Below are 26,828 nucleotides of genomic sequence, written 5' to 3'. Positions count from 1 at the left end.
AAACAGGAAGTAGGCCCGTTCCAGCTCAGAGTCAGATTTCAATGCAAATGCCGTTGCAGTATCCTCAAAAATTCCTTTCATTATTGTGAATTTATCAGCCTTGTAAATATAATGACAGAATTTATGAATAAAAAGATGAGGCCAGTTTCAAATCCAAAAAAATTGCCCTTATTTTGCCATGCTAAAATAATTAATCCATGGAAGCAATACCCGCGAATTCCGGCACCATATACTTCGAAGATGAAGCTTACTACAAATTAAGGCTGCACCTCAAGGAGAAGAAATACTCCAAGGTATTTATCCTGGTTGATGAAAATACCGCCGAGCATTGCCTGCCAGAGTTCAGGGCCAACATGGGTGGCAAATTTGAGTTCGAGACCATACAGATCAAATCCGGTGAGATCCACAAGAATATGGACACCTGTATGCAGGTCTGGAATAGCCTTTCTGACATGGATGCCGATCGCAGGAGCCTGCTGATCAACCTCGGTGGTGGTGTGATTACTGACCTTGGCGGTTTTGTTGCCTCGACCTTTAAGCGTGGAATAAAATTCATTAACGTTCCCACCTCCCTGCTGGCGATGGTGGATGCTTCTATTGGTGGTAAAACAGGGGTAGACCTGGGTGTACTAAAAAATCAAATAGGGGTATTTAGCAACCCGGAAATGGTCCTGGTAGCCCCGGATTATCTGGAAACCCTTGATGAGCGGCAACTCAGGAGCGGATTTGCTGAAATGATGAAACACGGCCTCATTGCCAGCGGCAGCTACTGGACGACCCTGAAGAAGGTGGATGATTACAAAAACCTGGACAAGCATATCTATGAATCGTTAAAAATCAAAAACGATATCGTAAGCCAGGATCCAAAAGAAAAAAACCTCAGGAAAATTCTGAACTTCGGTCATACTTTTGGTCACGCCATAGAGTCGTATTCTCTTGAGGACAATGCGCGTCCGCCACTGCTTCACGGAGAGGCTATAGCAATTGGCATGGTGCTGGAGGCCTATCTGTCTAATCGCACCATCGGGCTTGGAATGCATCAGTTAGAGGATATTAAAACAGAGTTTTCCAAACGCTTTGAAAAGATCGACTTTAGTGAGCAGGACGTGAGCCAGATCGTGGAATTGTTGAGATTTGACAAGAAGAACACCAGGGGCAGTATCAATTTTGTAGTGCTGAAACGTATAGGCGACACCATCATCGACAACAAAATTCCCAAGGAGCTCTTCCAGGAAGCCTTTTCTTACTACAAAGATTAATAGCTACACCTACTTTTTTTGAGTGTTGGCAACTCAATGCTTTTGGTCAAAAGAAAAAATTCCTAGCTTAGAATTGTGTTAACTCACTATAGGAAAACCAACCAGTTAAAACCGTCAACCCATGAAACGTATTCTGGTAGATTACAAAAAGCTGGATCACGCAACAGCAGCTTTGCTGATTGAATCGTATCCCGACGGATATGGCGACGAAGACATCATCGCTTTCAGAAACGGTGCGGGTGAATTCGTTCAGGCTGTAGAGCTCAGGACGGAAGACACCTTATACCTGGTAAAGATCAGCAAAAGTCTGTCAGATTTCATCTCTAACTTCGAAGACACCATGGAGAAGGAGCTCGAAACACCGGAAAACTCCGGGGAACCCGAGCTAGAACTCAATATGGAGGAGGAGATGGATGACGATAGCGACTAGCCGTTACTACAAATAAAGGTCCTTCAAGATCTGCTTGTGGTGCTTTTGATGCCCACAGCAAAAGAATCCCAGTGCCCTTACACTCATACTAACATTGCTGGCAGTACCCTTGCGCATCAGTGCTTCATCATCGAAAGATGAAAACAGGGTAATAGTGCTTTGGCGAATCGCCAGATATTGTTCCACCACTGCTTCCTTGCTAATTTGTTCCGCACCTGAAAAAGGTACATAAGCATCCTGGTCAAACCCGGGTAGCGCCGTGGCATCATTGCGGGCAAAGCGCAGTGCACGGTATTGAAACACCCGCTCTGCGTCCAGTATATGAACCAATACCTGAGCTACCGTCCACTTACCTTCAGCATAGGAATACGGATACTTCTCAAGGGGAATACTGGCGAGGAACTGTGGGAAGTTTACATATTGCTTCTGTAACATATCCAAAAGCTCCACATCACCCAGGGCCTTGATATAAGGCTCATAAAATTCATGGTATTCTCCGGCTTGTAATTCAGTTGACCGCATTAGATAATAATGGAGGGATAAGGTTCCGGTTTAAAGTTCATTGAAGATCGTATGCATCAACCGTTTCTTATCATTGATGCTTTCTTCCAGGGAAATCATGGTCTCAGTCCTGCTGATGCCCTCAATGTCGTCTATCTTAAAAATGATATTCTTGGCGTGGGTGGTATCCTTAGCCCTAATCTTACAAAAGATATTGAACTTCCCTGTGGTGATATGGGCTACAGTTACGTTTGGTATTTCTGTAAGGCGTTCCAGTACGAACTTTGTCTGGTGTGTTTTTTCAAGAAATATGCCCACATAGGCAATAAAGGAATACCCCAGCTTCACATAATCCAAGGTAAGTGAGGACCCCTTGATAATACCTGCTTCCTCCATTTTCTTCACCCGCACGTGCACTGTCCCTGCTGAAATAAGCAATTTCTTAGCGATATCCGTAAAAGGAGTTCGCGTATTATCAATGAGCATATCCAGGATCTGATGATCTATTTCGTCGAGTTTTACTTTTCCCGTCATATCAAAAAACTTTTTGGCAAAAGTAAAAAATTAAGAAAATAAACGTAACGAAAATTGAGGATATCTGAAAAAAACGTAAAATATGGTGCTTTTTTTAGTTTTTTTCTAAATGTTTAGCAATTCTGCAAAAGGAGCACGCTCCAAAAATTTCCGCTGTTGGGGATCCTGGTAATCATACGTTGCATGTCCCAGTTTTTTGGATAAATTCCCCCGCTGCTCCACATAGGGTATAAAAACAATTTTACCCTCATGTAATTCTTCCTTCAGCATAAGTCCCAAATCTTCCTTAATTGCCATATTCTTTCCCATGGCTGCTACATTTCTGATCAAAATGTCAAAATAACGCTTTTCATTCTCGGGAATTTGAAAATAAGCATCAATATCAAACTCCCTGTAGGTTTCACGGGCTATTGTGGTAATCGCTTCGATTAAAGCGTAAAAGACATATTCTCGGGTAACTTCACGTTGATAATCAGCGGGGAAGTGGCCCGCTTCGAACAAGATGGTAGGCGTACCCAGCATTTGAAGGGTATCGCCTATACAATTGGGATTGAAGGCATCGTCATATCGACCTATCCCCCCGGGGATTTGCTGCTGAAGGGCATTATTTATCGCCGCTATGATTTGCATGCTGATTTCTCGGGAAGTATCTATTTCGCGGTTGCGGTCCCTTGAGGGCGCAAGGAAAGAGAGGGTGGCAGGCACCTGACTTGCGCCTACATTGTAGATGGTTCGCTGATCGTGCAGGTTAAAGCAATAATCAGGGCAAAAAGAATCGTAGGCCTTTCTCAGAAGCTTACTCTCTGGCTGTGTCAGCTCAGCCGCATCCCTGTTCAGGTCAACACCCCTTGCATTCTCTCTGGTATACCGGATGGCGCCGTCAGGATTGAGCATTCCAATGATCTGCAGCTGACAACTGCGTAACAATTCTTCAGCCAGGTGCCCGGGTTCCAACAGGAAATAGATAAGATCAGCTACGGCTTTAGTGGTAGTTGACTCATTGCCATGCATCTGTGACCACATAAGGATCTTCTTCTTACCCTTGCCAAGAGTCACCCCATGTATGGGGCGCCCTTCCACAGAATTCCCCAGAGGCGCAAAATTGTCCGTAGGCAGGTAATTGGTATAGAATTGTAAAATTTGATCAGGCGTCAGGTACCTGCCGTTCAAAGCAGCTACTTTAAATTCGTTATGAGCGATACCAATTCCCGCCATAGTTATCAACTGAAGTTTTTACAAAGGTAAGGCCTGGACACATTACATTTGTTACGAAAATTGTTACATTTGTATACAGATTTTGCGGTTCGAAACCCCAGTGTTCTATACAATTGTATACGTAGGATTAACAATTTTTAATTTTATTATCTATATATAACTATATCAGTATATTAAATTATTTTAAAACAACTTTTAATTTAAATATTTATACTGCATATTTGGATAAATTCATCCGATTTTAACATCTGAAAATACTTAAGGAGTTACAATGGTAAACACTGCGGCATTTGTGGAGCGACTGGAAGAATTACTCAGCTATTACGGCTTATCTGCCTCCTCGTTTGCAGACCGCATCGGAGTGCAGCGAAGCAGTATTTCACATTTGCTTTCCGGCCGAAACAAGCCCAGTCTGGAATTTGTTATGCGCGTAGTAAAAACGTTTCCTGAAGTAAACCTCTACTGGCTGTTGAATGGAAAGGGAAGTTTCCCTCAGCAACAACCTCAAACCTCCTCTGCCCCTGACCCAAGAAAAGATAAGGTCAAAACAGTTCCTGACACACAAATCGAAAAGATCATTGTTTTCTACGGTGATGGTACTTTTAAGACCTACAAACCCGGACAAGGATAGGCTACAGGATATGATTTCTCCCTGCCATTTCGTTACTTTGCAGGCATGAGATCATTCTTGCCATCTGCAACGCTTCTGATATTGCTCGCCTCCTGCTACCAGCCCGAACGAAATTGCAAAGACTATAAGACCGGGACTTTTTCTTTTACCACGGAAATCGAAGGGGAGGAAAAAACTACCACCTTTGTCCGCAATGAAGGAATTCAAATTGAATATTTTGAGGGCAAAAGCGATACCTCTTCGATCAGGTGGCTGAACGACTGTGAATACATCGTCAAAAACCTAAACCCAAGGAGCAAGGCAGAAGAAAAATCCATCCACATGAAAATTTTGTCTACGGACGAGAATTCTTATACATTTGAATACAGTTTTGTCGGGGAGAGCCGTAAATCCAGAGGAACTGCAATAAAAATTAATCCGTAATGTTTGATATCCTCTCCAGCCCGGATGCCTGGGTAGCCCTACTCACGCTTACCTTTCTGGAAATAGTTCTGGGAATAGACAACATCGTATTCATCTCCATAGCCGCGAACAAACTACCCCAAAAACAGCAAAAGAAAGCTACCAATATCGGATTGCTGCTGGCCATGGTTCAACGGATCATCCTGCTGTTTGCGGTTTCCTTTCTTATCGGCTTAAGCAACCCTTTTTATTATATCAAGACCGAGTGGCTCTCCGTAGGGGTGAGCGGACAAGCAGTAATCTTATTTCTTGGCGGTCTTTTCCTGCTTTACAAGAGCACTTCGGAAATTCATGAAAAGGTTGAACTTCCTCATCACGACGAAGAAGCCATTAAAGCTAAAAACCTGACCAGTTATTCCAGGGCCATTTTCCAAATCGTCCTGATCGACTTTATTTTTTCCATCGATTCCATTCTAACTGCTGTAGGAATGACCAACGGCATAGGAGACAAGCCAATGGACGCCCTGGTATTAATGGTGATTGCCGTGGTGATTTCCATACTGATCATGATGATCTTTGCGAATCCCATTCGGGTGTTTATCAACAAACACCCCTCCATGCAGTTGCTGGCGTTGGCATTTCTCATCCTGATTGGTTTTATGCTGATAGCCGAGGCGGCACACCTCAGTCATACCAAGGTGTTTGACCAGGAGATCGGAGCAATTCCAAAAGGATATTTGTATTTCGCAATTGCCTTTTCACTGCTGGTGGAATTCCTCAATATGCGGATGCGCAAAAATGTTACCCCCGAAGAAGCAGCAGAAAAGGCGGCTAAAGAAAAGTCTTAATTTTTGGAGTTGCGCAGGATCTCGTTTTGCTCTTCCAGCAATTCTTCAAGCCGGGCTAGCAGGGCAATGTTTTTCGGGGTGACTTCCTCCTGATTCTTAGGGTCTTCGGCTTTATCCCTGAGGCGGTTAATGAATTTGATGACTAAGAAAATGGTGAAAGCGATGATCAGAAAATCAACAAGTACTTCGATCAACTCTCCATAACCAATAGATATTTCCTCTCCTTCCCCTACTTTTTCCTTTAGCACCCATTTAAGGTTGGTAAAACTTACATTATTGGTGAGGAGGGAAAGGGGCGGCATGATCACCCGTTTTACCAGCGTGTTGACCACCTCATTAAAGGCCGTGCCAATAATGATACCGATGGCCATATCGATCATGTTGCCTTTGACGGCAAAATTCTTGAATTCCTGAACAAACTTTTTCAATGTAGAATAATTAGAACAAGGTAGTTTGCCCGTTCGGGTCCTGGATCTCTCCATTCGAAGAGGGGTCTACCTTTGGCTTTTTCTCTTTTTGGCCCGGAATTACATCTTCCTCATCCACCACCTCGATATCCTTTGGTTCGTGCACCTCCGGCTCTTCGTAAGGCAAGGGTTCCAGTGCATTAATCTCCAGGACTTTATCTTTGGTAAGTTGATTCCCCATCGCCGTTATGCCCTTAATGGCGATAAATTCTTCCAGGTCTACCTTCAGATTGTCTTTGCGTTCCTGACCACGCTTTTTAACGAAGACAACTTCAGCTACGGGACGGTAATCCGTGAACACTTTTTCCAGATAGGATTTAGGATGCCCGGTGATGATAACTTCTTCCTTGTCAGGATTCTCAATGAGAAAACGCTTGACGTAAAAGAGCTCCTTTTCCCCCTCCCAATAAATAGCACATATCGGCTTTTTAGGGTTCCATTTTTCCAGAACGATGATATTGTCATCAAAGCGCATAGTGAGTTCTGGTATAACGGTCTTCACCAAACCTTCCTGATTGATAATCAGCAGACGGTCGTCTGATGTAAATTCCCCGAGCAGCTCCCCCCTGTCGTCCACATTAAGGCGCTGAATGGTGTCATCAAACCAAATTTTACGCGGTTTCAGGGTAGAAAGCCCTTTTTCCTTCAATTCAATTCTTTTCACCGCATATTTGGTGACAATATTACCTTTTGACCCGCGTCCTTTGATCAGCACATCGGCAAAATCAAGATCCCATTTCAGCTTTTTAATATTCCCTTTTTGCCTCAGGTTTATGGTTACGACTTCTGCCTCTCCATTGGGGTTTGCGGTAAAATAAAGCACTTCTGACCCGCTTTTCCCTGTAGTCAGATCATAGGTCTTGTCTCGTGTGATGCTGGTTACATTAAAGCGTTTGACATAGCTCGCCCCTCCCCTGCCATCTTTATAAATCATGTTATAGGTGGTGCGCTTGTCCTTCTTTTTAAAGACTGCCGCATGTATAATGTTCTTGCCGATAAAGGTCTTGGAGTCTACCTTGGTCACCATCATCTGACCCGTTTTGGTAAAGACGATAATATCATCTATATCACTGCAATCCGTAACATATTCATCGCGCCTGAGGGAAGTCCCGATAAACCCTTCTTCCCGGTTTACATAGAGTTTAGTATTCCGGATCACCACCTTTGTGGCCTCTATATCGTCAAAGATGCGGATTTCGGACTTGCGTTCGCGTCCCTTGCCGTATTTCGCTTTCAGGTCCTTGAAATAGTCAATAGCAAATTCAACCAGATTTTCAAGGTTATATTTGGTATCGGCAATTTTGTCTTCCAGGCTCTCAATATGCTGTTGGGCTTTCTCCAGGTCAAATTTGGATATCCTTTTTATCCGGATCTCGGTCAGCCGAACGATATCTTCCTGCGTTACGGCGCGTTTCAAATGTTTTGTGTGCGGCTTCAGGCCTTTATCAATCGCCTGGATCACACCTTCCCAGGTTTCTTCCTCTTCAATATCCCGGTAGATACGGTTTTCTATGAATATACGCTCCAAAGAAGCAAAATGCCACTGCTCCTCCAATTCGGCCAGCTGTATATCCAGCTCAGACTTAAGCAGTTCCACGGTATGGTCCGTAGACCGCCTGAGCATCTCCTGAACCCCCATAAATACGGGCTTATTATCTTCAATGATACATCCCAGAGGGGAGATCGATGACTCACAGGAGGTAAAGGCGTACAGGGCGTCAATGGTCTTGTCCGGGGAAATCCCGCTGGGCAGGTGTACCAAAATCTCCACTTCTGCCGCTGTGTTGTCTTCTATACGCTTGATTTTGATCTTCCCTTTATCATTGGCCTTAAGGATAGAATCGATCAGGCTGGAGGTGTTGGTGCCATAGGGGATCTCTGAGATAACCAGGGTGTTTTTGTCCTGTTGTGAAATTCTCGCCCTGACCCTGATTTTGCCCCCTCGCATCCCATCGTTGTAATTGGATATATCAATGATTCCAGCGGTTGGAAAATCAGGAAAAAGCTTAAAACGCTGCCCCTTCAAATGTTTGATCGAAGCGTCGATGATCTCGTTGAAATTATGGGGCATGATTTTCGTGGAAAGTCCCACTGCAATGCCTTCAGCGCCCTGCGCCAGCAAAAGTGGAAATTTTACAGGAAGGTTAACCGGCTCCTTTTTCCTGCCATCGTAAGAAAGCTGCCATTCCGTAATCTTTGGACTGTACACCACATCAAGGGCAAACTTAGAAAGCCTGGCCTCGATATAACGCGAAGCAGCAGCGCTGTCCCCGGTAAGGATATTTCCCCAGTTCCCCTGAGTGTCAATCAATAAGTCCTTTTGCCCCAGCTGTACCATGGCGTCCGCGATGGAGGCATCCCCATGGGGGTGGTATTGCATAGTGTGCCCTACCACATTGGCGACCTTGTTGTAACGGCCGTCATCCAATTCTTTAAGGGCGTGCATTATCCTGCGCTGTACGGGCTTGAAACCATCTTCAATAGCGGGAACGGCGCGCTCCAGGATAACATAGGAAGCATAGTCTAAAAACCAATCCTTGTACATGCCGGTAACCCGCGTCAGGGTTTCCTGATCATGTCCGTATTCTTCTTCCTGCGCTTCGTTCATCGCATCATTATCTGCCATAGAGAAAGAAATCTATTTTATTGTTTTACAGTTGGTTTTCTTCTATAAGATCAACTTCAACTTTAAGATTGTCTATTATGAATTCCTGCCTGTCAGGGGTGTTTTTGCCCATATAAAACTTAAGCAGTTCTTCTATGGACATTGCCTTATCCAGCATTACAGGCTCAAGTCGGATATCATCCCCGATAAAGTGTTTAAACTCATCCGGTGAGATTTCACCCAAACCTTTGAATCGGGTAATTTCGGGCTTGCCTGTTAGTTTGGCTATGGCTGCCTTCTTTTCTTCTTCGCTGTAGCAGTAAATGGTTTCTTTCTTATTACGCACCCTGAACAGCGGGGTTTGCAATATGTACAGGTGATTTTCCTTGATGAGTTCAGGGAAAAACTGCAGAAAGAAGGTAATTAAGAGCAGACGAATATGCATCCCGTCAACATCCGCATCGGTGGCAATCACGATATTGTTGTACCGGAGGTCCTCCATGGATTCCTCAATATTGAGGGCGGCCTGCAACAGATTGAATTCCTCGTTTTCATAAACGATTTTCTTGGTCATGCCATAGGAATTCAATGGCTTCCCCCTTAGGCTGAAAACTGCCTGGGTATTCACGTCACGGGACTTGGTTATGGACCCGGAGGCGGAATCCCCCTCGGTAATAAACAACGTAGTTTCCAGTCTTCGGTCGTTTTTCATATCCCCCAGGTGGATGCGGCAATCCCGAAGTTTTTTATTGTGAAGGCTCGCCTTCTTGGCACGCTCTCTGGCCAGTTTACGGATTCCCGAAAGCTCTTTCCGCTCCTTCTCTGCCTGCACGATCTTTTTCTGTATCCGTTCTGCTGTCTCGGGGTTTTTATGCAGGAAATTATCCAGCTGCTTCCCAATAAAGTCATTGACATAGGTGCGGACGGTGGGCAGGTCGCCTCCCATATCGGTGGATCCCAGCTTGGTCTTGGTCTGACTTTCAAATACCGGCTCCATCACCTTGATCGAAATCGCGGCAATGATGGATTTTCTGATATCTGAGGCGTCGTAGTTTTTACCGTAGAATTCCCTGAGGGTTTTTACAACGGCTTCCCTGAAGGCAGCCTGATGGGTACCCCCCTGTGTGGTATGCTGACCGTTTACGAACGAATGGTATTCCTCACTGTACTGGGTTTTGCTGTGGGTAATAGCCACTTCAATATCTTCCCCTTTAAGGTGCACAATGGGGTACAGCATATCCTCCAGGTTATTATTATCTTCCAGCAGGTCCTTCAGACCATTTTCTGAATGGAATTTCTCTCCGTTAAAAAGAATGGTGAGCCCGGGATTCAGGTAAACGTAATTCCTGAGCATGCGTTCCACATACTCGTTCCTGTACTTGTAATGCTTAAATATGGACGGGTCTGGAGTAAAACTGATCTTGGTGCCTCTCCTTCTCGAAGTTTCGGACAGCAAATCTTCTTCGACCAGTTCCCCCAGGGAAAACTCTGCTGTTTTTGATTTGCCGTCCCTGTTAGACTCTACCCGGAAAAAAGTAGACAGGGCGTTTACTGCCTTGGTCCCCACTCCATTGAGACCGACAGACTTCTTAAAGGCCCGTGTATCGTATTTGCCTCCCGTATTCATTTTGGAGACTACATCCACGACCTTGCCCAGCGGAATTCCCCTGCCATAGTCCCGAACCGTAACCCGGTCTCCCTGAATGGAGACTTCGATGGTTTTACCAGCCCCCATGACAAACTCATCAATGCTGTTGTCTATGGTTTCCTTCAATAAGATGTAAATTCCATCATCCTGTGAAGAACCATCCCCTAATTTTCCAATGTACATCCCCGGCCGCATCCGGATGTGCTCCTTCCAATCCAGCGACCTGATGTTATCCTCCGTATACTGCGTAACTGCCATAATTTGGGGTTTATCTTGCTAATATAAAATTTCAGGGCAGATTTCAAAGTGACAGGAAAGGAAAGTAATTAACAATAAAACCCGTCTATTGTTGATAGTATGAAATCCGCTCAAAGCCGGAAAAACCGGCAAGTGAGGATAGCTGCTAGACGTTAAACCGGAAGTGCATCACATCACCGTCCTTCACCACATATTCCTTTCCTTCTACCCTCATTTTTCCCGCTTCCCGGACTTTGATTTCACTACCCAATGTGGTATAGTCGTCATAAGATATGACTTCGGCCCGGATAAATCCCTTTTCAAAATCTGTATGGATGACCCCTGCAGCCTGGGGTGCCGTGGCCCCAACAGGAATGGTCCATGCCCTTACTTCCTTTGGCCCGGCAGTGAAGTAGGTCTGCAAACTTAACAAGCGGTAGGCGGCCCGAATGAGCTTGGACGCCCCGGGTTCATCCAAACCAAGGTCTTCCAAAAACATCTGACGCTCCTCATAGGTTTCCAGTTCCATGATATCTGCCTCGGTTGCCACTGCCAAAACCAAGACCTCTGCCTTTTCTGAAGCCACTGCAGCCTTTACTTGCTCCACATAGGCATTTCCTGATACGGCTGCAGCCTCGTCCACATTGCAAACATACATCACCGGCTTGGCCGTGATGAGTTGCAATGGTTTTACATAGGCCAAATAGTCTTCCTCTTCCAGGGTAATCGCCCGGACAGAGTTGCCCGCCTCTAGTTGTATTTTCAGTTGCTCGAGTACAGCAGCCTCCTTCTGGGCTTCCTTGTCACCGGTCCGTGCGGCGCGCAACACGCGGTCCAGTCGTTTTTCAACAGATTCCAGGTCCTTGAGCTGCAGTTCAATATCGATGGTCTCCTTGTCGCGTACGGGATCTACGGAACCATCCACATGGACGACGTTGTCATTATCAAAACACCGCAAGACATGCAGGATGGCATCCGTCTCCCTGATGTTGGCAAGAAACTGGTTGCCCAGCCCTTCCCCTTTACTAGCCCCCTTAACAAGGCCCGCGATGTCCACGATTTCCACAGTAGCAGGCACTACCTTTTCCGGTTTAACCAGCTGCTCCAGTTTCTCCAACCTGCGGTCAGGTACATTTACCACGCCAATGTTTGGTTCAATAGTACAAAATGGGAAGTTGGCGCTCTGTGCCTTCGCATTGGAAAGACAGTTAAAAAGCGTGGATTTACCCACATTAGGAAGTCCTACGATACCTGCTTTCATCTCCTGTTCATTTTGAGGATGCAAATATAGTTTTTACATTACATTATTGAACCAATTGTCTGTTATTATTCATGCATAAAATACAGCTACAGGGAATCCTGTATGACGAAAAATCTTCTTATTTAAGAGGTCCTGCTCAGGCCCCGCCCCTAATTCGTGAAGCCTACCGTAGTGATGCCTTTAATTTTTTTGCCGAAAACGGAACGGAAATCCGCCCGGAGATTCTCCTCGACCGTGGTGATTTCGAAATCTCAGAATACTTTGAAATTGAAACACTTACAGATCGCCATCTTAATAAGAAGATTCCCTTAATTACGCTAGGAGGAGATCACTCTGTTACCTACCCCCTTCTAAAAGCTTTTCATCGACATTATGGGCCCGTAGAAATCCTGCATATCGATGCCCACGCAGACCTGTATGAGAGCTTCGAAGGGGACCCCTATTCCCATGCCTGCCCTTTTGCGCGAATAATGGAGGACGGACTGGCCTCCCGACTTGTTCAAGTGGGTATCCGCACCTTGTCTGCACAGCAGCGCGCACAGGCACGGCGGTTTGGTGTGGAACTATTGGAAATGCGTGGCTACAAACCTGAGCAATTACCAAAGTTCAAAGGCCCCCTCTACCTCTCACTGGATATTGATGCCCTGGATCCCGCCTTCGCACCCGGAATATCGCACTACGAGCCCGGCGGCTTCAGTACGCGGCAGGTCATTGAAATTATACAAAATATAAAAGCACCCTTGGTAGGTGCAGATATCGTAGAATACAATCCCATTAGGGATCAAAACGGTATTACTGCAGTGGTATGCTCCAAATTCCTCAAGGAAATTGCAAGTGTAATGCTGGCTAGCTCCGCAGAGCAATCTAATCCGGGTGCATGAACCGTTGTTTGGCCAACAGCTCTTCTTCGGATTCTACCCTGTCCTCGTCCGGTACACAGCAATCAACAGGACATACAGCAGCGCATTGCGGCTCCTCGTGAAAGCCCATGCATTCTGTACATTTATCCGGAGCAATGTAATAAAACTCGTCACTGATAGGCTCCTGAACGGCATCTGCGTCTACGGATTTGCCATCCGGGAGCACTACGGCTCCCTCGAGGGAAGTTCCATCGCTGTAACGCCATTCATCGGCTCCTTCGTAAATAGCCGTATTAGGGCACTCGGGTTCGCAGGCACCACAGTTGATGCATTCGTCTGTAATAATAATGGCCATAATTTTCCTTTTCTTAAGCTGAAATTACCTCAGCATCTTTATTTTTGCGCAAAGGTAAATGCTGCATATAATTTTAACAAATTTAATGCCTACACTCCAAAACAGATTAAAAGCTTTTGTTAAGCTGGGTGCCCTTTTCAGGGAATTCTCAGCACTCCATGAAAAAGGAGAAGTACTCCCTGAAGGCCCGTTATTTCAAAAACTACAGAAGGCTGTGGAACTGGCAGGGCATAGAAATGGCTGGTTTACCAGGGAACAGATACTTTTTTCGTTGAAAGCATGGGGAGATTGCCTGAAAGAAAAAGCACTAGGTAGTTGGATAGCACCTTATGAACTGCCGGATAATGGAAACCAAAAGGTTGCCCTTATACTTGCAGGAAACATTCCGCTGGTGGGGTTCCACGATCTGTTATCAGTGATAACTACAGGCAATACTGCAATGGTAAAACTATCCTCCAATGATAACGTGCTCTTGCCTGCAGTGGTAGACATCCTGGACCTGCTTGTCCCTGGGATGAAAGAAATGGTACGTTTTGAAGAGGAGCGCCTCAAAGGATTTGACAGCGTCATTGCTACCGGCAGTAACAACACGGCCCGTTATTTTGAATATTATTTCCGCAGCAAACCCAGCATTATCAGAAAAAACAGAAATTCGGTGGCCGTTCTTACAGGCAGGGAATCGGGGAAAACACTCGAGGCCCTCGGGCGGGATATCTTCCAGTACTATGGCCTGGGTTGTCGCAGCGTGTCAAAGGTATTTGTTCCCAAAGGCTATTCTTTTGATTTGCTATTTGACGGGCTCCAAGGCTTTAAAAACATTATTGAGGAACAGAAATACCAAAACAATTACGATTACAACAAAGCCATCTATCTGATGAGCGAGTTTGATTTCCTGGATAATGGGTTCCTCACCCTAAAGGAAGACCCGGGCTATGCCTCTCCCATAGGTACGCTTTTTTATGAATTTTATGAGAATAAGGACTCGTTAAAAGACAAACTTAAGGCCGACGAGGATCAGCTGCAGTGTATTGTTGCTGAAGGATTCCGGGAAGACGAAGTTCCGTTTGGGCAAACTCAGTTTCCTGCACTCAGCGATTACGCAGACGGTATCGATACTGTTGAATTCCTGTTAAAAAGATAACGTAATATTTACCAGGATTTGCCCATAAATTAAGACCTTTACACACTACTTCAAAAAACCCAAAATGAAAAAACACAATTTTAGTGCTGGCCCCTGTATACTGCCTCAGGAAGTCATGAAAAAAGCATCCGAAGCCGTAGTGGAATTTAATGGCATCGGACTATCCCTCATAGAAATCTCCCACCGAAGTAAAGACTTTGTGGCGGTAATGGAAGAGGCCAGGTCCCTTGCCCTGGAACTACTTGGATTGGAAGGCAAGGGGTATCAGGCCCTATTCCTCCAGGGTGGTGCCAGTCTTGAATTTTTGATGGTGCCCTATAACCTCCTTGAAACTAAAGCAGGGTACGTAAACACGGGAACCTGGAGCAGCAAAGCGATCAAGGAGGCACAATTGCTGGGGGAGGTGGTTGAAGTGGCCTCGTCCAAGGATAAGAATTTCAATTACATACCCAAAGGCTATGGCATCCCAAAGGGTCTGGATTACCTGCACCTGACTTCAAACAATACAATTTTTGGGACGCAGATAAAAGAATTTCCGGAAACCTCGGCCCCGCTGGTATGCGACATGAGTTCAGATATTTTTTCCAGGCAGCTGGATTTTTCCAGGTTCGACCTGATCTACGCGGGGGCCCAGAAGAACATGGGTCCGGCCGGGACAACACTTGTGGTGGTGAAAGAAGACCTGCTGGGCAAGGTTAGCAGAAAAATACCCTCGATGCTCAGCTATCAGGTTCATATAAACAAAGACAGCATGTTCAATACCCCTTCGGTATTTGCGGTATATGTCTCTATGCTCACACTGAGATGGCTTAAAGAAATGGGAGGCATCCCTGCCATTGAAGAGATAAACGAAAAGAAAGCTAAGCTGATCTACTCCGAGATCGACCTAAATCCGCTGTTTAATGGCTATGCCAAGCCAGAGGACCGTTCTACGATGAACGCCACCTTTACCCTTGCAGAAGATAGACTCAAAGAGACTTTTGACGCCATGTGGAAGGAAGCCGGAATAAACGGGCTCAATGGTCACCGCTCCGTGGGTGGATACCGCGCATCCATGTATAATGCCCTTACTCTGGAGAGCGTTGGGGTATTGGTAGACATAATGAGTGAATTAGAGCGCAAAGCCTGATCTGAAAATTAAAATTTATCATATTTCATGAAAATACTTGCCAACGACGGGCTATCTCAAAGCGGAATCGATGCTTTGGAAGCTGCTGGTTTTGAAGTCCTGACCACAAATGTGGCCCAGGAACAACTTATCAATTACATTAATGAGAATGATGTTACCGGACTGCTGGTACGCAGTGCCACACAGGTGCGTAAAGAACTCATAGACGCCTGTCCCGGCCTTAAGTTGATTGGCCGCGGGGGCGTGGGTATGGACAATATCGATGTCCAATACGCCCGGGACAAAGGGCTGCATGTGATCAATACGCCGGCCGCCTCTTCAGAATCAGTCGCTGAATTGGTATTTGCCCATATGTTCGGAGGAGTTCGTTTCCTTTACGATGCTAACCGGAATATGCCCCTGGAAGGCGATAAAACTTTTAAAAAGCTCAAAAAGTCTTACGCCAAGGGGACCGAATTACGAGGCAAAACGCTCGGCATTATCGGCTTTGGAAGGATAGGAAGGGCAACAGCCCGAATTGGACTGGGGATTGGCATGGAAGTTATCTATCACGATCCTTTTATTGAGCAGGCAGACATTGAACTCTCCTTTTATGATGGTCAAAAAGTTGATTTTTCTTTTAAGAGCATGTCGAAACAAGAGGTGCTGGCCAAAGCTGATTTCATAAGCTTGCACGTTCCTGCACAAAAGGAATATATTATCGGACGTTCCGAATTTGAACTGATGAAAGATGGTACCGGGCTAGTCAATGCTGCTCGTGGCGGTGTAATTGATGAAGTCGCCCTGATTGATGCCCTTGAAAGTGGTAAGGTCAGTTTTGCAGGGCTGGACGTCTTTGAGTCAGAACCCACACCTGAGATCAAGGTGTTGATGCACCCCAATATATCCCTGTCACCCCACATAGGAGCTGCTACCGGGGAGGCCCAGGACAGGATTGGAACCGAACTGGCTGCCCAGATCACTGAGCTACTAAAGAATTGACAAACAATTTTTTACAAGAGTTCAGAATGTTGTACTTTACCCAATATAAAATGATTAATCTAATTTAATTTTAAACATATGTCTGGATTATTAGACCTTTTGAACAGCCCGGCAGGGAAACAATTAATTAGCGGTGTTGCCGGCGAAACCGGTCAGCCCGAAAATAAAACTGCAGATGTCCTCGGCATGGCGATGCCTTTGCTGCTTGGGGCCATGAAGAAAAATGCATCAACTCCTCAGGGCGCGGATGGCTTACTCAATGCGCTTTCCAACAAGCACGATGGCAGTATCCTGGACGATCTGGGAGGCCTCTTTGGAGGTGGTGTGGACAAAGGAGTCCTGGATGATGGCGCAGGTATCCTCGGGCATGTTTTCGGCAATAAACAGGCAAACGTGGAAGCTGCTCTTAGTCAGAAATCAGGAGTAGATGCAGGAAGCATAGGGCAAATCCTGAAAATAGCGGCACCTGTGGTCATGGGCTTTCTTGGCAAACAAACCCGGCAAAGTCAGGTCAAAGATTCTTCTGTGATGAACAACCTTCTGGGATCTATGCTAGGCGGGCAACCTGAACAAAATCAAAGCCTGATCACTACCCTCCTCGATGCTGACGGAGACGGCAGTGTTCTCGATGATGTGGCCGGTATGGTCATGGGAGGTTCTAAAAAGAAAGGTGGAGTTGGAGGACTCCTCGGAGGATTATTCGGGAAATGACCTTAACAGCATCCAATATTCTAGAGAACCACCGGTAGTTTCCGGTGGTTTTTTGTACCTTAATAAGTTACAAAATTAGTGTTGCCATCATGAAAAGGCTTACCTCTATTGCACTGTTAATCGCAGGGGCTATGTTATTGTTTGAAGGATGTGGAAGTTCACAAAAATCCCTTGGGATAAGTCCGGAAGAATCCCAGGTGTTTAAGCAACAGGAAGCGGATACCGTTGAGATTTCTGATCCGGAATCCAATTATGAAATTATTATCATCGAACCCGGATTTGATTACTGGCTGAGGACCATGGCCCGTCCTAGGGGATATTATACCCAATCCTTTTTAGAAACCAGGAACCGGCTGTATGTAACTGAGTGGAACAACAGAGTAATATGGCCCAGGAGGTACGATCCCCTATTGTATGAGTTGCAGATCAATTATGACCCTCTTGTTGATTACGGCTATGAAGTGAATTACAAGCTGTACAACTATTTCATTTATTTCCAGCGAAAGTACGGCCAGCGGTTGGGGCCTTTTATTCCCAGGATATAAATGATATCTTTGGCCCTCGATTTGAGTGCTATGGAAAAGCTTAAGAAGAGGTGGGGCATCGACTCCAATTTTCAACTGATCATCATATTTATAGTATTCGCCATAACAGGCTCAGCTTCTGTTTATGTAGCCAAGCCTTTTCTGGCCTGGGTGGGTTTGGACAGGGCTAATTTTCCCGATGCCTGGTGGAGCGGTGCCCTGTACTGGGCCATGAGACTCCTCATCATATTTCCTATTTACCAGGTACTACTTGTATTGTTCGGATGGATCTTTGGCCAGTTCAGCTTTTTCTGGGGTTTTGAAAAGAAGATGCTCCAGCGCATGGGACTGGGATTTTTGTTCCGGAACAATAACGACTAATCCGGCTTAGCTGCAACGCTTCCAGTTGTACTTTTTCCCTTAAATAAAAAGGTATACAGCCACATAAGGGTAAATGAAGGAACGAAATCGAATCCGGGGATCAATTCTTCCAAAAAAGCCACTACACCAGCAATCTGACCGGTTTTACCGCGATACATCCGGGTCATTAGCCAACCTGCCAGAGGTGCCCAGATCACATCTGAGAACTCTCCAATTCCCGGAATCACAAAGGAGAGCATGCCAATACCGTCCAGCAAGAGCCCCAGGATCAAAAATTGCCATTTGCGGTTCTTTTTCATGCTGCTGTCCTGTACCTATTGGAGTTTAAAATGGCTATTATCCGGATAGATCACTGCTGATGAGTTTCAGAAATTCGTTTCGGGTTTCCTGTTGCTGAAAAGAACCCCGGAATCCTGAGGTGGTCGTTACCGAATTCTGTTTCTGGACCCCCCGCATCATCATGCACATATGGGCCGCTTCTATCACCACGGCAACACCGCTGGGCTTGAGGTTGTCATTGATACAATCCAGGATTTGCTCAGTCAATCGCTCCTGCACCTGAAGTCTTCGCGCAAAAATATCCACTACCCTTGGCAGTTTGCTCAAGCCAACAATCTGACCATTGGGGATGTAGGCAATGTGGGCCTTTCCAAAAAATGGGAGCATGTGATGTTCGCATAGGGAATAGAGCTCTATATCCTTAACGATTACCATTTCGTTATAAGTTTCCTTGAAGATGGCACTCCTGAGCACCGAGGCGGCATCCTGCTTATATCCCTGGGTCAAAAAGAGCATCGCTTTAGCTGCGCGCTCAGGTGTTTTTATCAATCCCTCGCGATCAACATCTTCTCCTATCTCGCTTATTATGTGAGAGTAACGGTCTTTTACCTCATTGGTAACTTCAATATTATATTCTTCAAGGCTCTTATACGGTGGCATAGTGCAGCTATATTTTAAAAAGGCACAACGGCGCTTGTGATAGTTACGAAGGTACCTTTTTAAATGCAAAATTCCGGTCAGCAGGCCTACTTTTTCAAATTGTAAGGAAACCGGCTATATATGGCCTCATATTATTACTTTTGCCTACATAAAATAACGGCATAGCGCATCTCCAGACATGATCACAGCTCAACATATAGAAAAATCTTTCGGTTCCCTGAATGTTTTAAAAGGGGTAAACCTGCATATTGACAAGGGGGAAATTGTTTCTATCGTAGGGGCTTCTGGTGCGGGCAAGACCACCCTGCTTCAAATTCTGGGTACACTGGATGTGCAATCGAATCCTCAAAGCAGCAAGTTGATCATAAACGAAACGGATGTCAACAAACTGAAGGACCGGGAACTGGCTCGCTTTCGCAATGAACATATCGGGTTTATTTTTCAATTTCACCAGCTGTTACCTGAATTTACGGCACTTGAAAATGTATGCATCCCTGCTTTTATCAAGGGCACAGGCAAGTCAGAAGCAGAGGAAAGGGGTGCGCAACTTCTGGAGTACCTGGGATTAGGGCACAGGATCCAGCACAAGCCGCAGGCCCTATCAGGGGGAGAACAACAGCGGGTTGCTGTGGCCCGGGCGCTTATCAATGAACCTTCTGTGATCCTGGCAGATGAGCCCAGCGGGAACCTGGACTCCGAAAGCGCAGACCGCTTGCACAAATTATTCTTCCAGCTGCGGGATGAGATGGGGCAAACCTTTGTCATCGTCACCCATAATGAAGAGTTGGCCGAGATGGCCGATCGCAAGCTTGTAATGGTTGATGGTCAAATCATCCCTTAATATGGTTGTACCAGCGATATGACCCGGCAAGAATTAAAAGAGTTTCTGGATGTCAAGGTCGCACAATATAACACTCCGGAATTCCTGGAAACAGACCCTGTTTGCATCCCCCATAGATTCAGTCGTAAAGAAGATATCGAGATCAGTGGGTTCCTGACCGCCACTATTGCCTGGGGAAATCGAAAGAGCATCATCCAGAATGCTTCCCGGCTGATGGAGCTGATGGACCTGGCCCCTTATGCGTTCGTAATGGGGCATTCTGAGCAGGACCTTGAACCCCTTTCCTCGTTTGTGCACCGCACCTTTAATGCAACGGATCTGAAATACTTCATAAAAGCCCTTAGAAACCTTTATCGGAACCGCCAGGGCCTGGAAGGTATATTCAATCAGTATTCAGACAAGGACCACCTGCAGGAGGCCATTACCGCCCTGAAAGCACACTTCTTTGAACTGCCACACCCGGCACGAAGCACCAAACACATTTCGGATCCCTCAAAAGGGTCTGCTGCCAAGCGCATCAATATGTTCCTGAGGTGGATGGTCCGGAAAGACGAAGGCGGGGTTGACTTCGGCCTGTGGCATAACGTAAGACCCGCCCAGCTCTCCTGTCCCCTGGATGTACATTCGGGCAAAGTAGCGCGAAAACTCCGTTTGTTGCAGCGAAAACAGAATGATGCTAAAGCGGTTATGGAGCTCGATCGCAGTCTGCGTAAGCTTGACCCGGAAGATCCGGTGAAATATGACTACGCCCTTTTTGGGCTGGGGGTTTTTGAAAGGTTTTAACTGACTATTACAGGCATTCTACTAGAACAGGCCTCCTACGGATTCGCGAGAACCATGGAAACCCGAATTTAACAACCTTAATTTCGTAAATCCACTTTAAGAAAATAGCAATAAGATTATCTTATACTGATATAATTATTACTTATATCGCAGTTTTAGTAAAGATATTTTAACATTTTAACGTTTTTGCCTAAATATTTTAAAAATATTTATTACCTTAGATAACAAACAACCTCCCCCCGAATTACTTTCCGATTAATAAGCAGCGTTCATTCGACAAGAATAGGATGAAGAGTACCTATGTATTTAAGAATAAGATGCAATTCCTGGTTATGACCATATCTGGTCAGTATGATTACTGGGACTTCATTCAGTACCCTAAGGTGATCCTTCGAAAGTGTAAAGCTGATAACATTTTTAAGGTACTGGTGGATTGTATTCCCGTCAGGTACGCAGAAATACCCACCATAGAGATGTTTTTCCTGGGCGAATCCCTGGCCGAGGTGTTGCGCGACCGGGTGAAACTGGCCTGTGTCTGGAACGGCAACAAAGAGGAGGAATTTTTGGAACTGGTAGCTACCAACCGTGCAGCCAACTTCCGTATTTTCGACAGTATCAAAATTGCTGAAATGTGGCTGCTCCATGACAAGGAAGGAGAGCCGTCAAATCTTTTTCACCCCTGAAAGATCAGGACATCGTTTACCCTACACCAACCCCATATTTCCTAGTTCCAGAGCCACTTTCTCCCCATTATTGGCAATGGATTGGTAGATAGCCTCAACGATGATCATATCCCGTTTCCCCATGGCCCCCGGGGCCCTGTTTGGGGTTCCGTTCAGAATATGCAAGGCAAAGTCGTCCATTTGAAGTTTCTGCTGGCTTTCATGGGAAAAGGAGATAGGGCCCTTAGAAGTAGTTCCCCGTAACGGCCCATAGGAGTTGGCCGGTTGCAGCTCCATCCAGCCTTGGGTGCAGGAAACATAAAGACGATTGGCACTGGCATTGTGCGAAGTCATGACATTCCCCACAACGCCATTTGGAAATTCAAACTGCGCTGTCACCGTCTCATCTGTTTCCTTAAAATACTCGGGTCGGGTACTGAATTCCTGTGCTGTTACGGCAACCGGGTTCATTCCACATCCATAGATGGCACTCTGGATGGAGTATACCCCCATATTCATAAGCGCCCCGCCTCCGGAGCGTTTGATATCCAACCGCCACTGGTCCGGATTACCCCGGGAAACATACGCCGCATCAGCGGAAACATACAGGGGTTCCCCAAAGGCTTTATCCCTGACATAGCTCTTTATTTGTTGAGTGTAAGGTTCGGAATGCAAGCGATACCCGATACCCAGTTTCACTCCGGCGGCATCACAGGCCGCTATAATGGCGTCACATTCCCTGACATTCATCGCCATGGGTTTTTCGCAAATTACATGTTTCCCGGCCCGGGCTGCCCGAATCGAGAATTCTGCATGCATGAAGTTCGGCAATACCACATAGACGATATCGATATCCGTATTCTCCTTGATACTGTCAAAATTCTGGTAATTGTAAATATTGCCTTCCGGTATCCCGTACTGCTCGGCCCATCGAAGTTCCTTGGCCGGAGTACCGGTAACAACACCCGCCAAATAGCAATGTTCCGTATTCTGTAAGGCAGGGGCCAGCTGGTACGTACTGTAACTTCCCAATCCTACTAGGGCAATACCTAACTTTTTTCCTTCCCCTGACTTCATTGCACAGGATAAAGGCATATTGCTTAAAAGGGCTGCTCCTCCGAGTCCTTTGACCAGGGCAGTGTTGAATGCTCTGCGTTTCATATCAGCTTACATTTGAATTCGTCTTTTAAATGTACGGAATATCCTTCTTGCTTTTTCTCTTTCCCACTTTCACTTCCCTTACGTCCATGAAATTCTTTATTTTAGGAGCTCACTAAAATTACACACATGCAGCGTAAATTTCTCTTCTTCCTTGCAGCCGGCTTTGGTTTTATATTGCTTGGCTTTTCCCAGGAACGCAAACTCCCTATTGACACTCTGGTTACCACCCAGCACAGTGTTACGGTGAATGGAAACACCTTTACGTATACCGCAGAAACCGGCACACAACCGGTTTGGGATGAACATGGTAAGCCCATCGCATCTCTTCACTACACGTATTACACGAGGAATAATGTCAAAGACCGGCCTTCCCGACCCTTGTTGATTTCATTTAACGGAGGACCTGGATCCGGATCGGTCTGGATGCACCTGGCTTACACCGGGCCGCGCGTCCTGAATATAGACGATGAAGGGTACCCTGTGCAGCCTTACGGGGTACGACAAAACCCTTATTCAGTCCTGGATGTCACTGACATTGTATATGTCAACCCAGCTAACACTGGATATTCAAGGACCATCCCGGAAACTGGAAAAGAAGTGGACCGCAGTAAATTCTTCGGCATCAATGCTGACATCAAATACCTGGCCGAATGGCTGAATACTTTTGTAACCCGACACAATCGCTGGCGTTCCCCAAAATATATCATCGGGGAAAGCTACGGAGGCACCCGGGTCATGGGACTGTCACTTGCGTTGCAAAACCAGCAATGGATGTACCTCAACGGCGTAATTATGGTAAGTCCGGCTGATTATAAAGTTATCCGTGTGGGAGGGCCTGTGAGCAGTGCCCTGAACCTCCCCTATTACACCGCTGCCGCCTGGCACCAGAAGGCCCTGCCCCCTGCCCTGCAACAGAAGGACCTCCTAGACATCCTGCCAGAGGCTGAAGCCTATACGATCAACACCCTTATCCCTGCTATTGCCAAAGGCGGTTTTATTTCAGAGACGGAACGCAACGAGGTAGCGGAGAAAATGGCCTATTACTCTGGTCTTAACAAAAAGGAGGTCCTGGATCACAACCTGGACGTACCTACTTCCTACTTCTGGAAGGCACTCCTCAGGGACCGGGGGGGATATACCGTTGGGCGTCTGGACAGTCGCTACCTGGGCATGGACAAACAATTGGCAGGGGTACGGCCCGATTACAACTCGGAAATCACCTCCTGGCTGCACAGCTTCACCCCGGCGATCAATTACTATTTGCAGGAGGTGCTTAAATTCAAGACCGATATCAAGTACAACATGTTTGGCCCTGTTCGGCCCTGGGATAATAAAGATGACAATACGCGTGACAACCTGCGGCAGGCGATGGCACAAAATCCCTACCTGAATGTACTGATCCAATCAGGGTATTACGATGGGGCCACCACCTATTTCAATGCTAAATATACCATGTGGCAGATCGATCCCAGTGGCCGGATGAAAGACCGATTTGAATTTAAGGGATACCGAAGCGGGCATATGATGTACCTGAGGCGGGAAGACCTGAAGCAGGCCAATGAAGATATCCGTAATTTTATTAACCGAACCCTCACAAAAGGTAAGAGCGCCAAGTACTGATGTTCTATGTGGCTATTTAACAATGTTCAGCGCAGGAAAGTATTGATGTCCGGATTATTCTCTTTTGTTCTAGGATGGTTCAATATTACGGGAACCCAGGCCCAGGATTGGGCAGACCTTGGGCATTTCCAGGAGGCCAACGCCCAATTGGAGGCTCCTGCGGAAGGGGAAAATCGGATTGTATTTATGGGGAATTCCATCACGATAGGATGGCTGAGCCATTTCCCGCAATTTTTTGAAGGCAAGCCCTATGTAAATCGCGGTATTGGCGGGCAAACCACACCCCAAATGCTGTTGCGTTTTCGCCAGGACGTACTCGCACTGGACCCCGAAGTTGTAGTCCTGCTGGCAGGCACTAACGATATCGCCGGCAACACAGGCCCCACCTCCCTGGAACAGATTATGGACAATATCATATCCATGACAGAACTGGCGCAAAGCAATGGAATACAAGTCGTTTTGGCGTCTGTACTTCCCGCCTATGACTATCCCTGGAGGAAGGGGATGCAACCCAACATAAAAATACCGAAACTCAATGCCATGATTGCCGCCTATGCCAGGCGGGCCAATGCGGTTTACCTGGATTACTTTTCTGCCATGACAGACGGAAACAACGGACTGCAGGAAAGCCTGGGGTATGACGGGGTGCATCCTAACAGCAAAGGATACCAGGTGATGGCGCCCTTAACAGAACAAGCCATTTCAAAAGCCCTATCCTTTAAACCCTAAGAAGAATGAGTTGGTTATTGAAAAGCATATTCAGGGTCCTTTTTAGTCTTCTTTTGTACTGTCCCCTTCATTTGAGTGCTGAGGTGCACCGGGAATTTGACAATCATCTCAGACAGGGTCAACAACAAAACAGGCCCCTTCGGGTAGGAGTTGTTGGTTTGATTCATACCCACGTACATTGGATACTGGGACGGGAAGACCGGGGCGATATTGAAATTGTGGGGATCGTTGAACCCAATCGGGATCTGGCGCTGCGATATGCAAAACAACATGGATATTCCATGGACCTGGTGTACAACAGTCTTGAAGAGATGGTCCTCGCCACTAAACCTGAAGCTGTTACGGCCTTCAACACCATATATGACCACCTGGAAGTAGTGCAATTCTGTGCCCCCAGGGGTATCCATGTCATGGTAGAAAAACCATTGGCCGTGAACTATGAGCACGCCAAGCAAATGATTGGTTTGGCCAATAAATACAACATCCACCTCCTCACGAACTATGAGACCTCATGGTACGGAAGCACTCATGACGCCTACAAAATGCTACATGAGGAAAAGAGATTAGGAAATGTAAGGAGAATGGTCTTTACCACCGGGCATCCCGGCCCTGTGGAAATAGGTTGCAACCCCGAATTCCTGGAGTGGTTAACTGATCCCGTTATGAATGGTGGTGGTGCCCTGACTGATTTTGGCTGTTACGGGGCCAATATAGCCACCTGGATGCTCAAGGGACAGACACCGGAAACGGTGACCTGCGTAACTCAGCAATTAAAGCCCCACTTGTACCCTGAGGTAGAAGATGATGCCACAATAATCCTGACCTACCCGGAAACGCAAGTGATCATCCAGGCCTCCTGGAATTGGTCCCATAACCGGAAGGACATGGCAGTCTATGGCACTTCAGGCTATGTGATCTGCAAAAACGCAAAGGAAATGCATATTCAGGAAGACGAAGAAACGGGTCCGGTGGAATATACTGCCAAGGAACTACCCTACTCTGTTAACGACCCATTTGCCTTTTTAAGTCAGGTGGTTCGAAAAGAGCATGATATGGCCCCCTATGAGGTTTCCTCGCCTGAAAACAACTTAGTGGTTATGCAAATCCTCGAAGCGGCAAAGCACGCCGCCAAAACAGGTAAAACGGTAGTTTGGAAAGAATTTTTTAAGGATTGAACTGGCCCTGAAAATGAAGAATCCCCTGGTCAGCATCCTGATGCCTTTCAAAAACACCGCAAACTTCCTGGAAGACTGCCTGGAATCTATCTTAGTTCAGGACTACCCCAACTGGGAGCTTCTCGCTGTAAACGACCATTCCACAGACACCAGTGAAACCATCCTGATGAAATATGCCCAAAAAGATGATCGTATTACGCTGCTGCGAAACTCGGGTAGCGGGATTATCCATGCCCTGCGAACTGCTTACCAAAAAAGTACCGGGTCATACATTACGAGAATGGATTCTGATGATATCATGGTACCCGAGAAACTGGGCCAGCTATTGAAAGGTTTATTGGCCAAGCGCAACGGGTACGTTGCCTTAGGACAGGTGCAATATTTTTCAGACAGGGGTATTAGTGATGGATATGCGCGATACGAAAGCTGGATCAATGGCCTGACCGAAAAAGGAGAGAATTTTAGTGAGATCTACAAAGAATGTGTGATCCCCTCCCCTTGTTGGATGGTTTCCCGTACAGATCTTGAAAGGTGCGGTGCCTTTGTTCCCGATCGCTATCCCGAAGATTACGACCTCACGTTCCGCTTCTATGAAAAAGGCATGAAGTGTATCCCCTCAGATCAAATCCTGCATTACTGGAGGGATTATGATACCCGCACTTCACGCACAAGTGAGCACTACGCCCAGAATTATTTCCTGGAAATCAAACGGCATTATTTCCTGAAAGTGGATTATGACAATAGGCGCCCATTAGTAGTTTGGGGGGCTGGATTTAAGGGCAAATCCCTGGCAAAAGC

Annotated in this window: 30 protein-coding genes; 19 read left to right on the top strand and 11 right to left on the bottom strand. The window is 46.3% G+C overall.

Annotated features, from left to right (window positions below):
* The first annotated feature begins 197 nt into the window (after window positions 1-197).
* On the top strand, window positions 198-1,259 hold the full coding sequence (gene aroB, locus AC4E7D_RS01450) for a 3-dehydroquinate synthase (protein ID WP_490172024.1): 1,062 nt from the start codon (window positions 198-200) through the stop codon (window positions 1,257-1,259).
* 121 nt (window positions 1,260-1,380) lie between these two features.
* A complete protein-coding gene (locus tag AC4E7D_RS01445) occupies window positions 1,381-1,689 on the top strand; it encodes a hypothetical protein (RefSeq protein WP_490172023.1) in 309 nt (102 codons plus the stop codon).
* A gap of 6 nt (window positions 1,690-1,695) precedes the next feature.
* Here the strand turns inward: AC4E7D_RS01445 and AC4E7D_RS01440 are convergent, their stop codons facing one another.
* From AC4E7D_RS01440 to AC4E7D_RS01430, 3 genes are all read right to left on the bottom strand, one after another.
* The gene (locus tag AC4E7D_RS01440) at window positions 1,696-2,211 is read right to left on the bottom strand and encodes a DinB family protein (protein ID WP_490172022.1); all 516 of its coding nucleotides are present in this window, start codon (window positions 2,209-2,211) and stop codon (window positions 1,696-1,698) included.
* 30 nt (window positions 2,212-2,241) lie between these two features.
* Window positions 2,242-2,724: an Lrp/AsnC family transcriptional regulator gene (locus AC4E7D_RS01435; protein WP_490172021.1), complete on the bottom strand. Its 483-nt coding sequence runs from the start codon at window positions 2,722-2,724 to the stop codon at window positions 2,242-2,244.
* Between the two features lie 105 nt (window positions 2,725-2,829).
* Window positions 2,830-3,939 (bottom strand): M14 family metallopeptidase, encoded by a 1,110-nt coding sequence (locus AC4E7D_RS01430; protein ID WP_490172020.1) that lies wholly within the window; start codon window positions 3,937-3,939, stop codon window positions 2,830-2,832.
* A 271-nt stretch (window positions 3,940-4,210) separates the two neighbouring features.
* Here AC4E7D_RS01430 and AC4E7D_RS01425 point away from each other — a divergent pair, with 271 nt between their 5' ends.
* The 3 genes from AC4E7D_RS01425 to AC4E7D_RS01415 are packed head-to-tail and all read left to right on the top strand — an operon-like array spanning window position 4,211 to window position 5,820.
* The gene (locus AC4E7D_RS01425; protein ID WP_490172019.1) at window positions 4,211-4,570 is read left to right on the top strand and encodes a helix-turn-helix domain-containing protein; all 360 of its coding nucleotides are present in this window, start codon (window positions 4,211-4,213) and stop codon (window positions 4,568-4,570) included.
* Between the two features lie 45 nt (window positions 4,571-4,615).
* Window positions 4,616-4,993, top strand: a complete 378-nt coding sequence (locus AC4E7D_RS01420; RefSeq protein WP_490172018.1) for a DNA topoisomerase IV — start codon at window positions 4,616-4,618, stop codon at window positions 4,991-4,993.
* Window positions 4,993-5,820 (top strand): TerC family protein, encoded by an 828-nt coding sequence (locus tag AC4E7D_RS01415; RefSeq protein WP_490172017.1) that lies wholly within the window; start codon window positions 4,993-4,995, stop codon window positions 5,818-5,820. Before AC4E7D_RS01420 ends, AC4E7D_RS01415 begins: the two co-directional genes overlap by 1 nt.
* Here AC4E7D_RS01415 and mscL read toward each other — a convergent pair.
* The 4 genes from mscL to ychF all read right to left on the bottom strand — a co-directional run bounded on the left by mscL (window position 5,817) and on the right by ychF (window position 12,038).
* Window positions 5,817-6,248, bottom strand: a complete 432-nt coding sequence (gene mscL, locus AC4E7D_RS01410) for a large-conductance mechanosensitive channel protein MscL (protein WP_490172016.1) — start codon at window positions 6,246-6,248, stop codon at window positions 5,817-5,819. The two genes, AC4E7D_RS01415 and mscL, sit on opposite strands and share 4 nt — an antisense overlap.
* 10 nt (window positions 6,249-6,258) lie before the next feature.
* On the bottom strand, window positions 6,259-8,913 hold the full coding sequence (locus tag AC4E7D_RS01405) for a DNA gyrase/topoisomerase IV subunit A (RefSeq protein WP_490172015.1): 2,655 nt from the start codon (window positions 8,911-8,913) through the stop codon (window positions 6,259-6,261).
* 25 nt (window positions 8,914-8,938) lie between these two features.
* Window positions 8,939-10,798 (bottom strand): DNA topoisomerase IV subunit B, encoded by a 1,860-nt coding sequence (locus tag AC4E7D_RS01400; protein WP_490172014.1) that lies wholly within the window; start codon window positions 10,796-10,798, stop codon window positions 8,939-8,941.
* 145 nt (window positions 10,799-10,943) lie between these two features.
* Window positions 10,944-12,038 carry a redox-regulated ATPase YchF gene (gene ychF / locus AC4E7D_RS01395; protein WP_490172013.1) on the bottom strand — a complete coding sequence of 365 codons (1,095 nt, stop codon included), beginning with the start codon at window positions 12,036-12,038 and terminating at the stop codon, window positions 10,944-10,946.
* A gap of 71 nt (window positions 12,039-12,109) precedes the next feature.
* Between ychF and AC4E7D_RS01390 the strand changes: the two genes are divergently transcribed.
* Window positions 12,110-12,919 carry an agmatinase family protein gene (locus AC4E7D_RS01390; RefSeq protein WP_490172012.1) on the top strand — a complete coding sequence of 270 codons (810 nt, stop codon included), beginning with the start codon at window positions 12,110-12,112 and terminating at the stop codon, window positions 12,917-12,919.
* Here the strand turns inward: AC4E7D_RS01390 and AC4E7D_RS01385 are convergent.
* Complete coding sequence (locus AC4E7D_RS01385) at window positions 12,903-13,253, bottom strand: 4Fe-4S dicluster domain-containing protein (protein WP_490172011.1); 351 nt, start codon at window positions 13,251-13,253, stop codon at window positions 12,903-12,905. The genes AC4E7D_RS01390 and AC4E7D_RS01385 overlap by 17 nt on opposite strands.
* 85 nt (window positions 13,254-13,338) lie before the next feature.
* On the opposite strand from AC4E7D_RS01385, the gene AC4E7D_RS01380 reads away from it, so the two are divergent.
* The 6 genes from AC4E7D_RS01380 (at window position 13,339) to AC4E7D_RS01355 (ending at window position 18,120) form a co-directional block, all read left to right on the top strand.
* On the top strand, window positions 13,339-14,394 hold the full coding sequence (locus AC4E7D_RS01380) for an acyl-CoA reductase (RefSeq protein WP_490172010.1): 1,056 nt from the start codon (window positions 13,339-13,341) through the stop codon (window positions 14,392-14,394).
* A gap of 64 nt (window positions 14,395-14,458) precedes the next feature.
* Window positions 14,459-15,523, top strand: coding sequence for a 3-phosphoserine/phosphohydroxythreonine transaminase (gene serC, locus AC4E7D_RS01375; protein WP_490172009.1), 1,065 nt, complete (start codon window positions 14,459-14,461; stop codon window positions 15,521-15,523).
* A gap of 27 nt (window positions 15,524-15,550) precedes the next feature.
* Window positions 15,551-16,504 (top strand): D-2-hydroxyacid dehydrogenase, encoded by a 954-nt coding sequence (locus tag AC4E7D_RS01370; RefSeq protein ID WP_490172008.1) that lies wholly within the window; start codon window positions 15,551-15,553, stop codon window positions 16,502-16,504.
* A 78-nt stretch (window positions 16,505-16,582) separates the two neighbouring features.
* A complete protein-coding gene (locus AC4E7D_RS01365; protein WP_490172007.1) occupies window positions 16,583-17,215 on the top strand; it encodes a DUF937 domain-containing protein in 633 nt (210 codons plus the stop codon).
* Between the two features lie 89 nt (window positions 17,216-17,304).
* Window positions 17,305-17,760 (top strand): DUF6146 family protein, encoded by a 456-nt coding sequence (locus AC4E7D_RS01360; RefSeq protein WP_490172006.1) that lies wholly within the window; start codon window positions 17,305-17,307, stop codon window positions 17,758-17,760.
* Between the two features lie 30 nt (window positions 17,761-17,790).
* Window positions 17,791-18,120 carry a DUF6787 family protein gene (locus AC4E7D_RS01355; protein ID WP_490172005.1) on the top strand — a complete coding sequence of 110 codons (330 nt, stop codon included), beginning with the start codon at window positions 17,791-17,793 and terminating at the stop codon, window positions 18,118-18,120.
* Here AC4E7D_RS01355 and AC4E7D_RS01350 read toward each other — a convergent pair.
* Complete coding sequence (locus tag AC4E7D_RS01350) at window positions 18,117-18,419, bottom strand: hypothetical protein (RefSeq protein WP_490172004.1); 303 nt, start codon at window positions 18,417-18,419, stop codon at window positions 18,117-18,119. The genes AC4E7D_RS01355 and AC4E7D_RS01350 overlap by 4 nt on opposite strands.
* 37 nt (window positions 18,420-18,456) lie before the next feature.
* Window positions 18,457-19,059 carry a GTP cyclohydrolase I FolE gene (folE, locus tag AC4E7D_RS01345; RefSeq protein WP_490172003.1) on the bottom strand — a complete coding sequence of 201 codons (603 nt, stop codon included), beginning with the start codon at window positions 19,057-19,059 and terminating at the stop codon, window positions 18,457-18,459.
* Between the two features lie 178 nt (window positions 19,060-19,237).
* On the opposite strand from folE, the gene AC4E7D_RS01340 reads away from it, so the two are divergent.
* The 3 genes from AC4E7D_RS01340 (at window position 19,238) to AC4E7D_RS01330 (ending at window position 21,366) form a co-directional block, all read left to right on the top strand.
* Window positions 19,238-19,900: an ABC transporter ATP-binding protein gene (locus AC4E7D_RS01340; RefSeq protein WP_490172002.1), complete on the top strand. Its 663-nt coding sequence runs from the start codon at window positions 19,238-19,240 to the stop codon at window positions 19,898-19,900.
* Between the two features lie 18 nt (window positions 19,901-19,918).
* Entirely contained in the window at window positions 19,919-20,683 is a 765-nt protein-coding gene (locus AC4E7D_RS01335) for a TIGR02757 family protein (RefSeq protein WP_490172001.1), read from the top strand.
* A 287-nt stretch (window positions 20,684-20,970) separates the two neighbouring features.
* Window positions 20,971-21,366 (top strand): hypothetical protein, encoded by a 396-nt coding sequence (locus AC4E7D_RS01330; RefSeq protein ID WP_490172000.1) that lies wholly within the window; start codon window positions 20,971-20,973, stop codon window positions 21,364-21,366.
* Between the two features lie 21 nt (window positions 21,367-21,387).
* Here the strand turns inward: AC4E7D_RS01330 and AC4E7D_RS01325 are convergent, their stop codons facing one another.
* Complete coding sequence (locus AC4E7D_RS01325; protein ID WP_490171999.1) at window positions 21,388-22,506, bottom strand: Gfo/Idh/MocA family protein; 1,119 nt, start codon at window positions 22,504-22,506, stop codon at window positions 21,388-21,390.
* Window positions 22,507-22,632: 126 nt separating this feature from the next.
* Here AC4E7D_RS01325 and AC4E7D_RS01320 point away from each other — a divergent pair, with 126 nt between their 5' ends.
* The 4 genes from AC4E7D_RS01320 to AC4E7D_RS01305 all read left to right on the top strand — a co-directional run.
* Window positions 22,633-24,126 (top strand): S10 family peptidase, encoded by a 1,494-nt coding sequence (locus tag AC4E7D_RS01320; protein ID WP_490171998.1) that lies wholly within the window; start codon window positions 22,633-22,635, stop codon window positions 24,124-24,126.
* A 6-nt stretch (window positions 24,127-24,132) separates the two neighbouring features.
* A complete protein-coding gene (locus AC4E7D_RS01315) occupies window positions 24,133-24,855 on the top strand; it encodes an SGNH/GDSL hydrolase family protein (RefSeq protein ID WP_490171997.1) in 723 nt (240 codons plus the stop codon).
* Window positions 24,856-24,860: 5 nt separating this feature from the next.
* Window positions 24,861-26,030, top strand: a complete 1,170-nt coding sequence (locus AC4E7D_RS01310; RefSeq protein WP_490171996.1) for a Gfo/Idh/MocA family protein — start codon at window positions 24,861-24,863, stop codon at window positions 26,028-26,030.
* A gap of 13 nt (window positions 26,031-26,043) precedes the next feature.
* On the top strand, window positions 26,044-26,828 hold a 785-nt coding region (locus AC4E7D_RS01305; RefSeq protein WP_490171995.1), incomplete at its 3' end, for a glycosyltransferase family 2 protein.

The organism is Lentiprolixibacter sp. (genome assembly GCF_982873095.1).
The sequence above is the reverse complement of the archived record's forward strand: the minus strand, read 5'-3'. Positions and strand labels throughout refer to the sequence as shown.

Coding starts and splice junctions, on each gene's coding strand:
- AC4E7D_RS01390 (WP_490172012.1), top strand. CDS start 12,110: ATGCATAAAATACAGCTACAGGGAATCCTGTATGACGAAAAATCTTCT.
- AC4E7D_RS01365 (WP_490172007.1), top strand. CDS start 16,583: ATGTCTGGATTATTAGACCTTTTGAACAGCCCGGCAGGGAAACAATTA.
- AC4E7D_RS01430 (WP_490172020.1), bottom strand. CDS start 3,939: ATGGCGGGAATTGGTATCGCTCATAACGAATTTAAAGTAGCTGCTTTG.
- AC4E7D_RS01435 (WP_490172021.1), bottom strand. CDS start 2,724: ATGACGGGAAAAGTAAAACTCGACGAAATAGATCATCAGATCCTGGAT.
- AC4E7D_RS01385 (WP_490172011.1), bottom strand. CDS start 13,253: ATGGCCATTATTATTACAGACGAATGCATCAACTGTGGTGCCTGCGAA.
- AC4E7D_RS01420 (WP_490172018.1), top strand. CDS start 4,616: ATGAGATCATTCTTGCCATCTGCAACGCTTCTGATATTGCTCGCCTCC.
- AC4E7D_RS01325 (WP_490171999.1), bottom strand. CDS start 22,506: ATGAAACGCAGAGCATTCAACACTGCCCTGGTCAAAGGACTCGGAGGA.
- AC4E7D_RS01405 (WP_490172015.1), bottom strand. CDS start 8,913: ATGGCAGATAATGATGCGATGAACGAAGCGCAGGAAGAAGAATACGGA.
- serC (WP_490172009.1), top strand. CDS start 14,459: ATGAAAAAACACAATTTTAGTGCTGGCCCCTGTATACTGCCTCAGGAA.
- ychF (WP_490172013.1), bottom strand. CDS start 12,038: ATGAAAGCAGGTATCGTAGGACTTCCTAATGTGGGTAAATCCACGCTT.
- AC4E7D_RS01440 (WP_490172022.1), bottom strand. CDS start 2,211: ATGCGGTCAACTGAATTACAAGCCGGAGAATACCATGAATTTTATGAG.
- AC4E7D_RS01415 (WP_490172017.1), top strand. CDS start 4,993: ATGTTTGATATCCTCTCCAGCCCGGATGCCTGGGTAGCCCTACTCACG.
- AC4E7D_RS01310 (WP_490171996.1), top strand. CDS start 24,861: ATGAGTTGGTTATTGAAAAGCATATTCAGGGTCCTTTTTAGTCTTCTT.
- AC4E7D_RS01445 (WP_490172023.1), top strand. CDS start 1,381: ATGAAACGTATTCTGGTAGATTACAAAAAGCTGGATCACGCAACAGCA.
- AC4E7D_RS01400 (WP_490172014.1), bottom strand. CDS start 10,798: ATGGCAGTTACGCAGTATACGGAGGATAACATCAGGTCGCTGGATTGG.
- AC4E7D_RS01320 (WP_490171998.1), top strand. CDS start 22,633: ATGCAGCGTAAATTTCTCTTCTTCCTTGCAGCCGGCTTTGGTTTTATA.
- aroB (WP_490172024.1), top strand. CDS start 198: ATGGAAGCAATACCCGCGAATTCCGGCACCATATACTTCGAAGATGAA.
- AC4E7D_RS01315 (WP_490171997.1), top strand. CDS start 24,133: ATGTGGCTATTTAACAATGTTCAGCGCAGGAAAGTATTGATGTCCGGA.
- folE (WP_490172003.1), bottom strand. CDS start 19,059: ATGCCACCGTATAAGAGCCTTGAAGAATATAATATTGAAGTTACCAAT.
- AC4E7D_RS01335 (WP_490172001.1), top strand. CDS start 19,919: ATGACCCGGCAAGAATTAAAAGAGTTTCTGGATGTCAAGGTCGCACAA.
- AC4E7D_RS01340 (WP_490172002.1), top strand. CDS start 19,238: ATGATCACAGCTCAACATATAGAAAAATCTTTCGGTTCCCTGAATGTT.
- AC4E7D_RS01380 (WP_490172010.1), top strand. CDS start 13,339: ATGCCTACACTCCAAAACAGATTAAAAGCTTTTGTTAAGCTGGGTGCC.
- AC4E7D_RS01350 (WP_490172004.1), bottom strand. CDS start 18,419: ATGAAAAAGAACCGCAAATGGCAATTTTTGATCCTGGGGCTCTTGCTG.
- AC4E7D_RS01425 (WP_490172019.1), top strand. CDS start 4,211: ATGGTAAACACTGCGGCATTTGTGGAGCGACTGGAAGAATTACTCAGC.
- AC4E7D_RS01355 (WP_490172005.1), top strand. CDS start 17,791: ATGGAAAAGCTTAAGAAGAGGTGGGGCATCGACTCCAATTTTCAACTG.
- AC4E7D_RS01330 (WP_490172000.1), top strand. CDS start 20,971: ATGAAGAGTACCTATGTATTTAAGAATAAGATGCAATTCCTGGTTATG.
- AC4E7D_RS01360 (WP_490172006.1), top strand. CDS start 17,305: ATGAAAAGGCTTACCTCTATTGCACTGTTAATCGCAGGGGCTATGTTA.
- AC4E7D_RS01370 (WP_490172008.1), top strand. CDS start 15,551: ATGAAAATACTTGCCAACGACGGGCTATCTCAAAGCGGAATCGATGCT.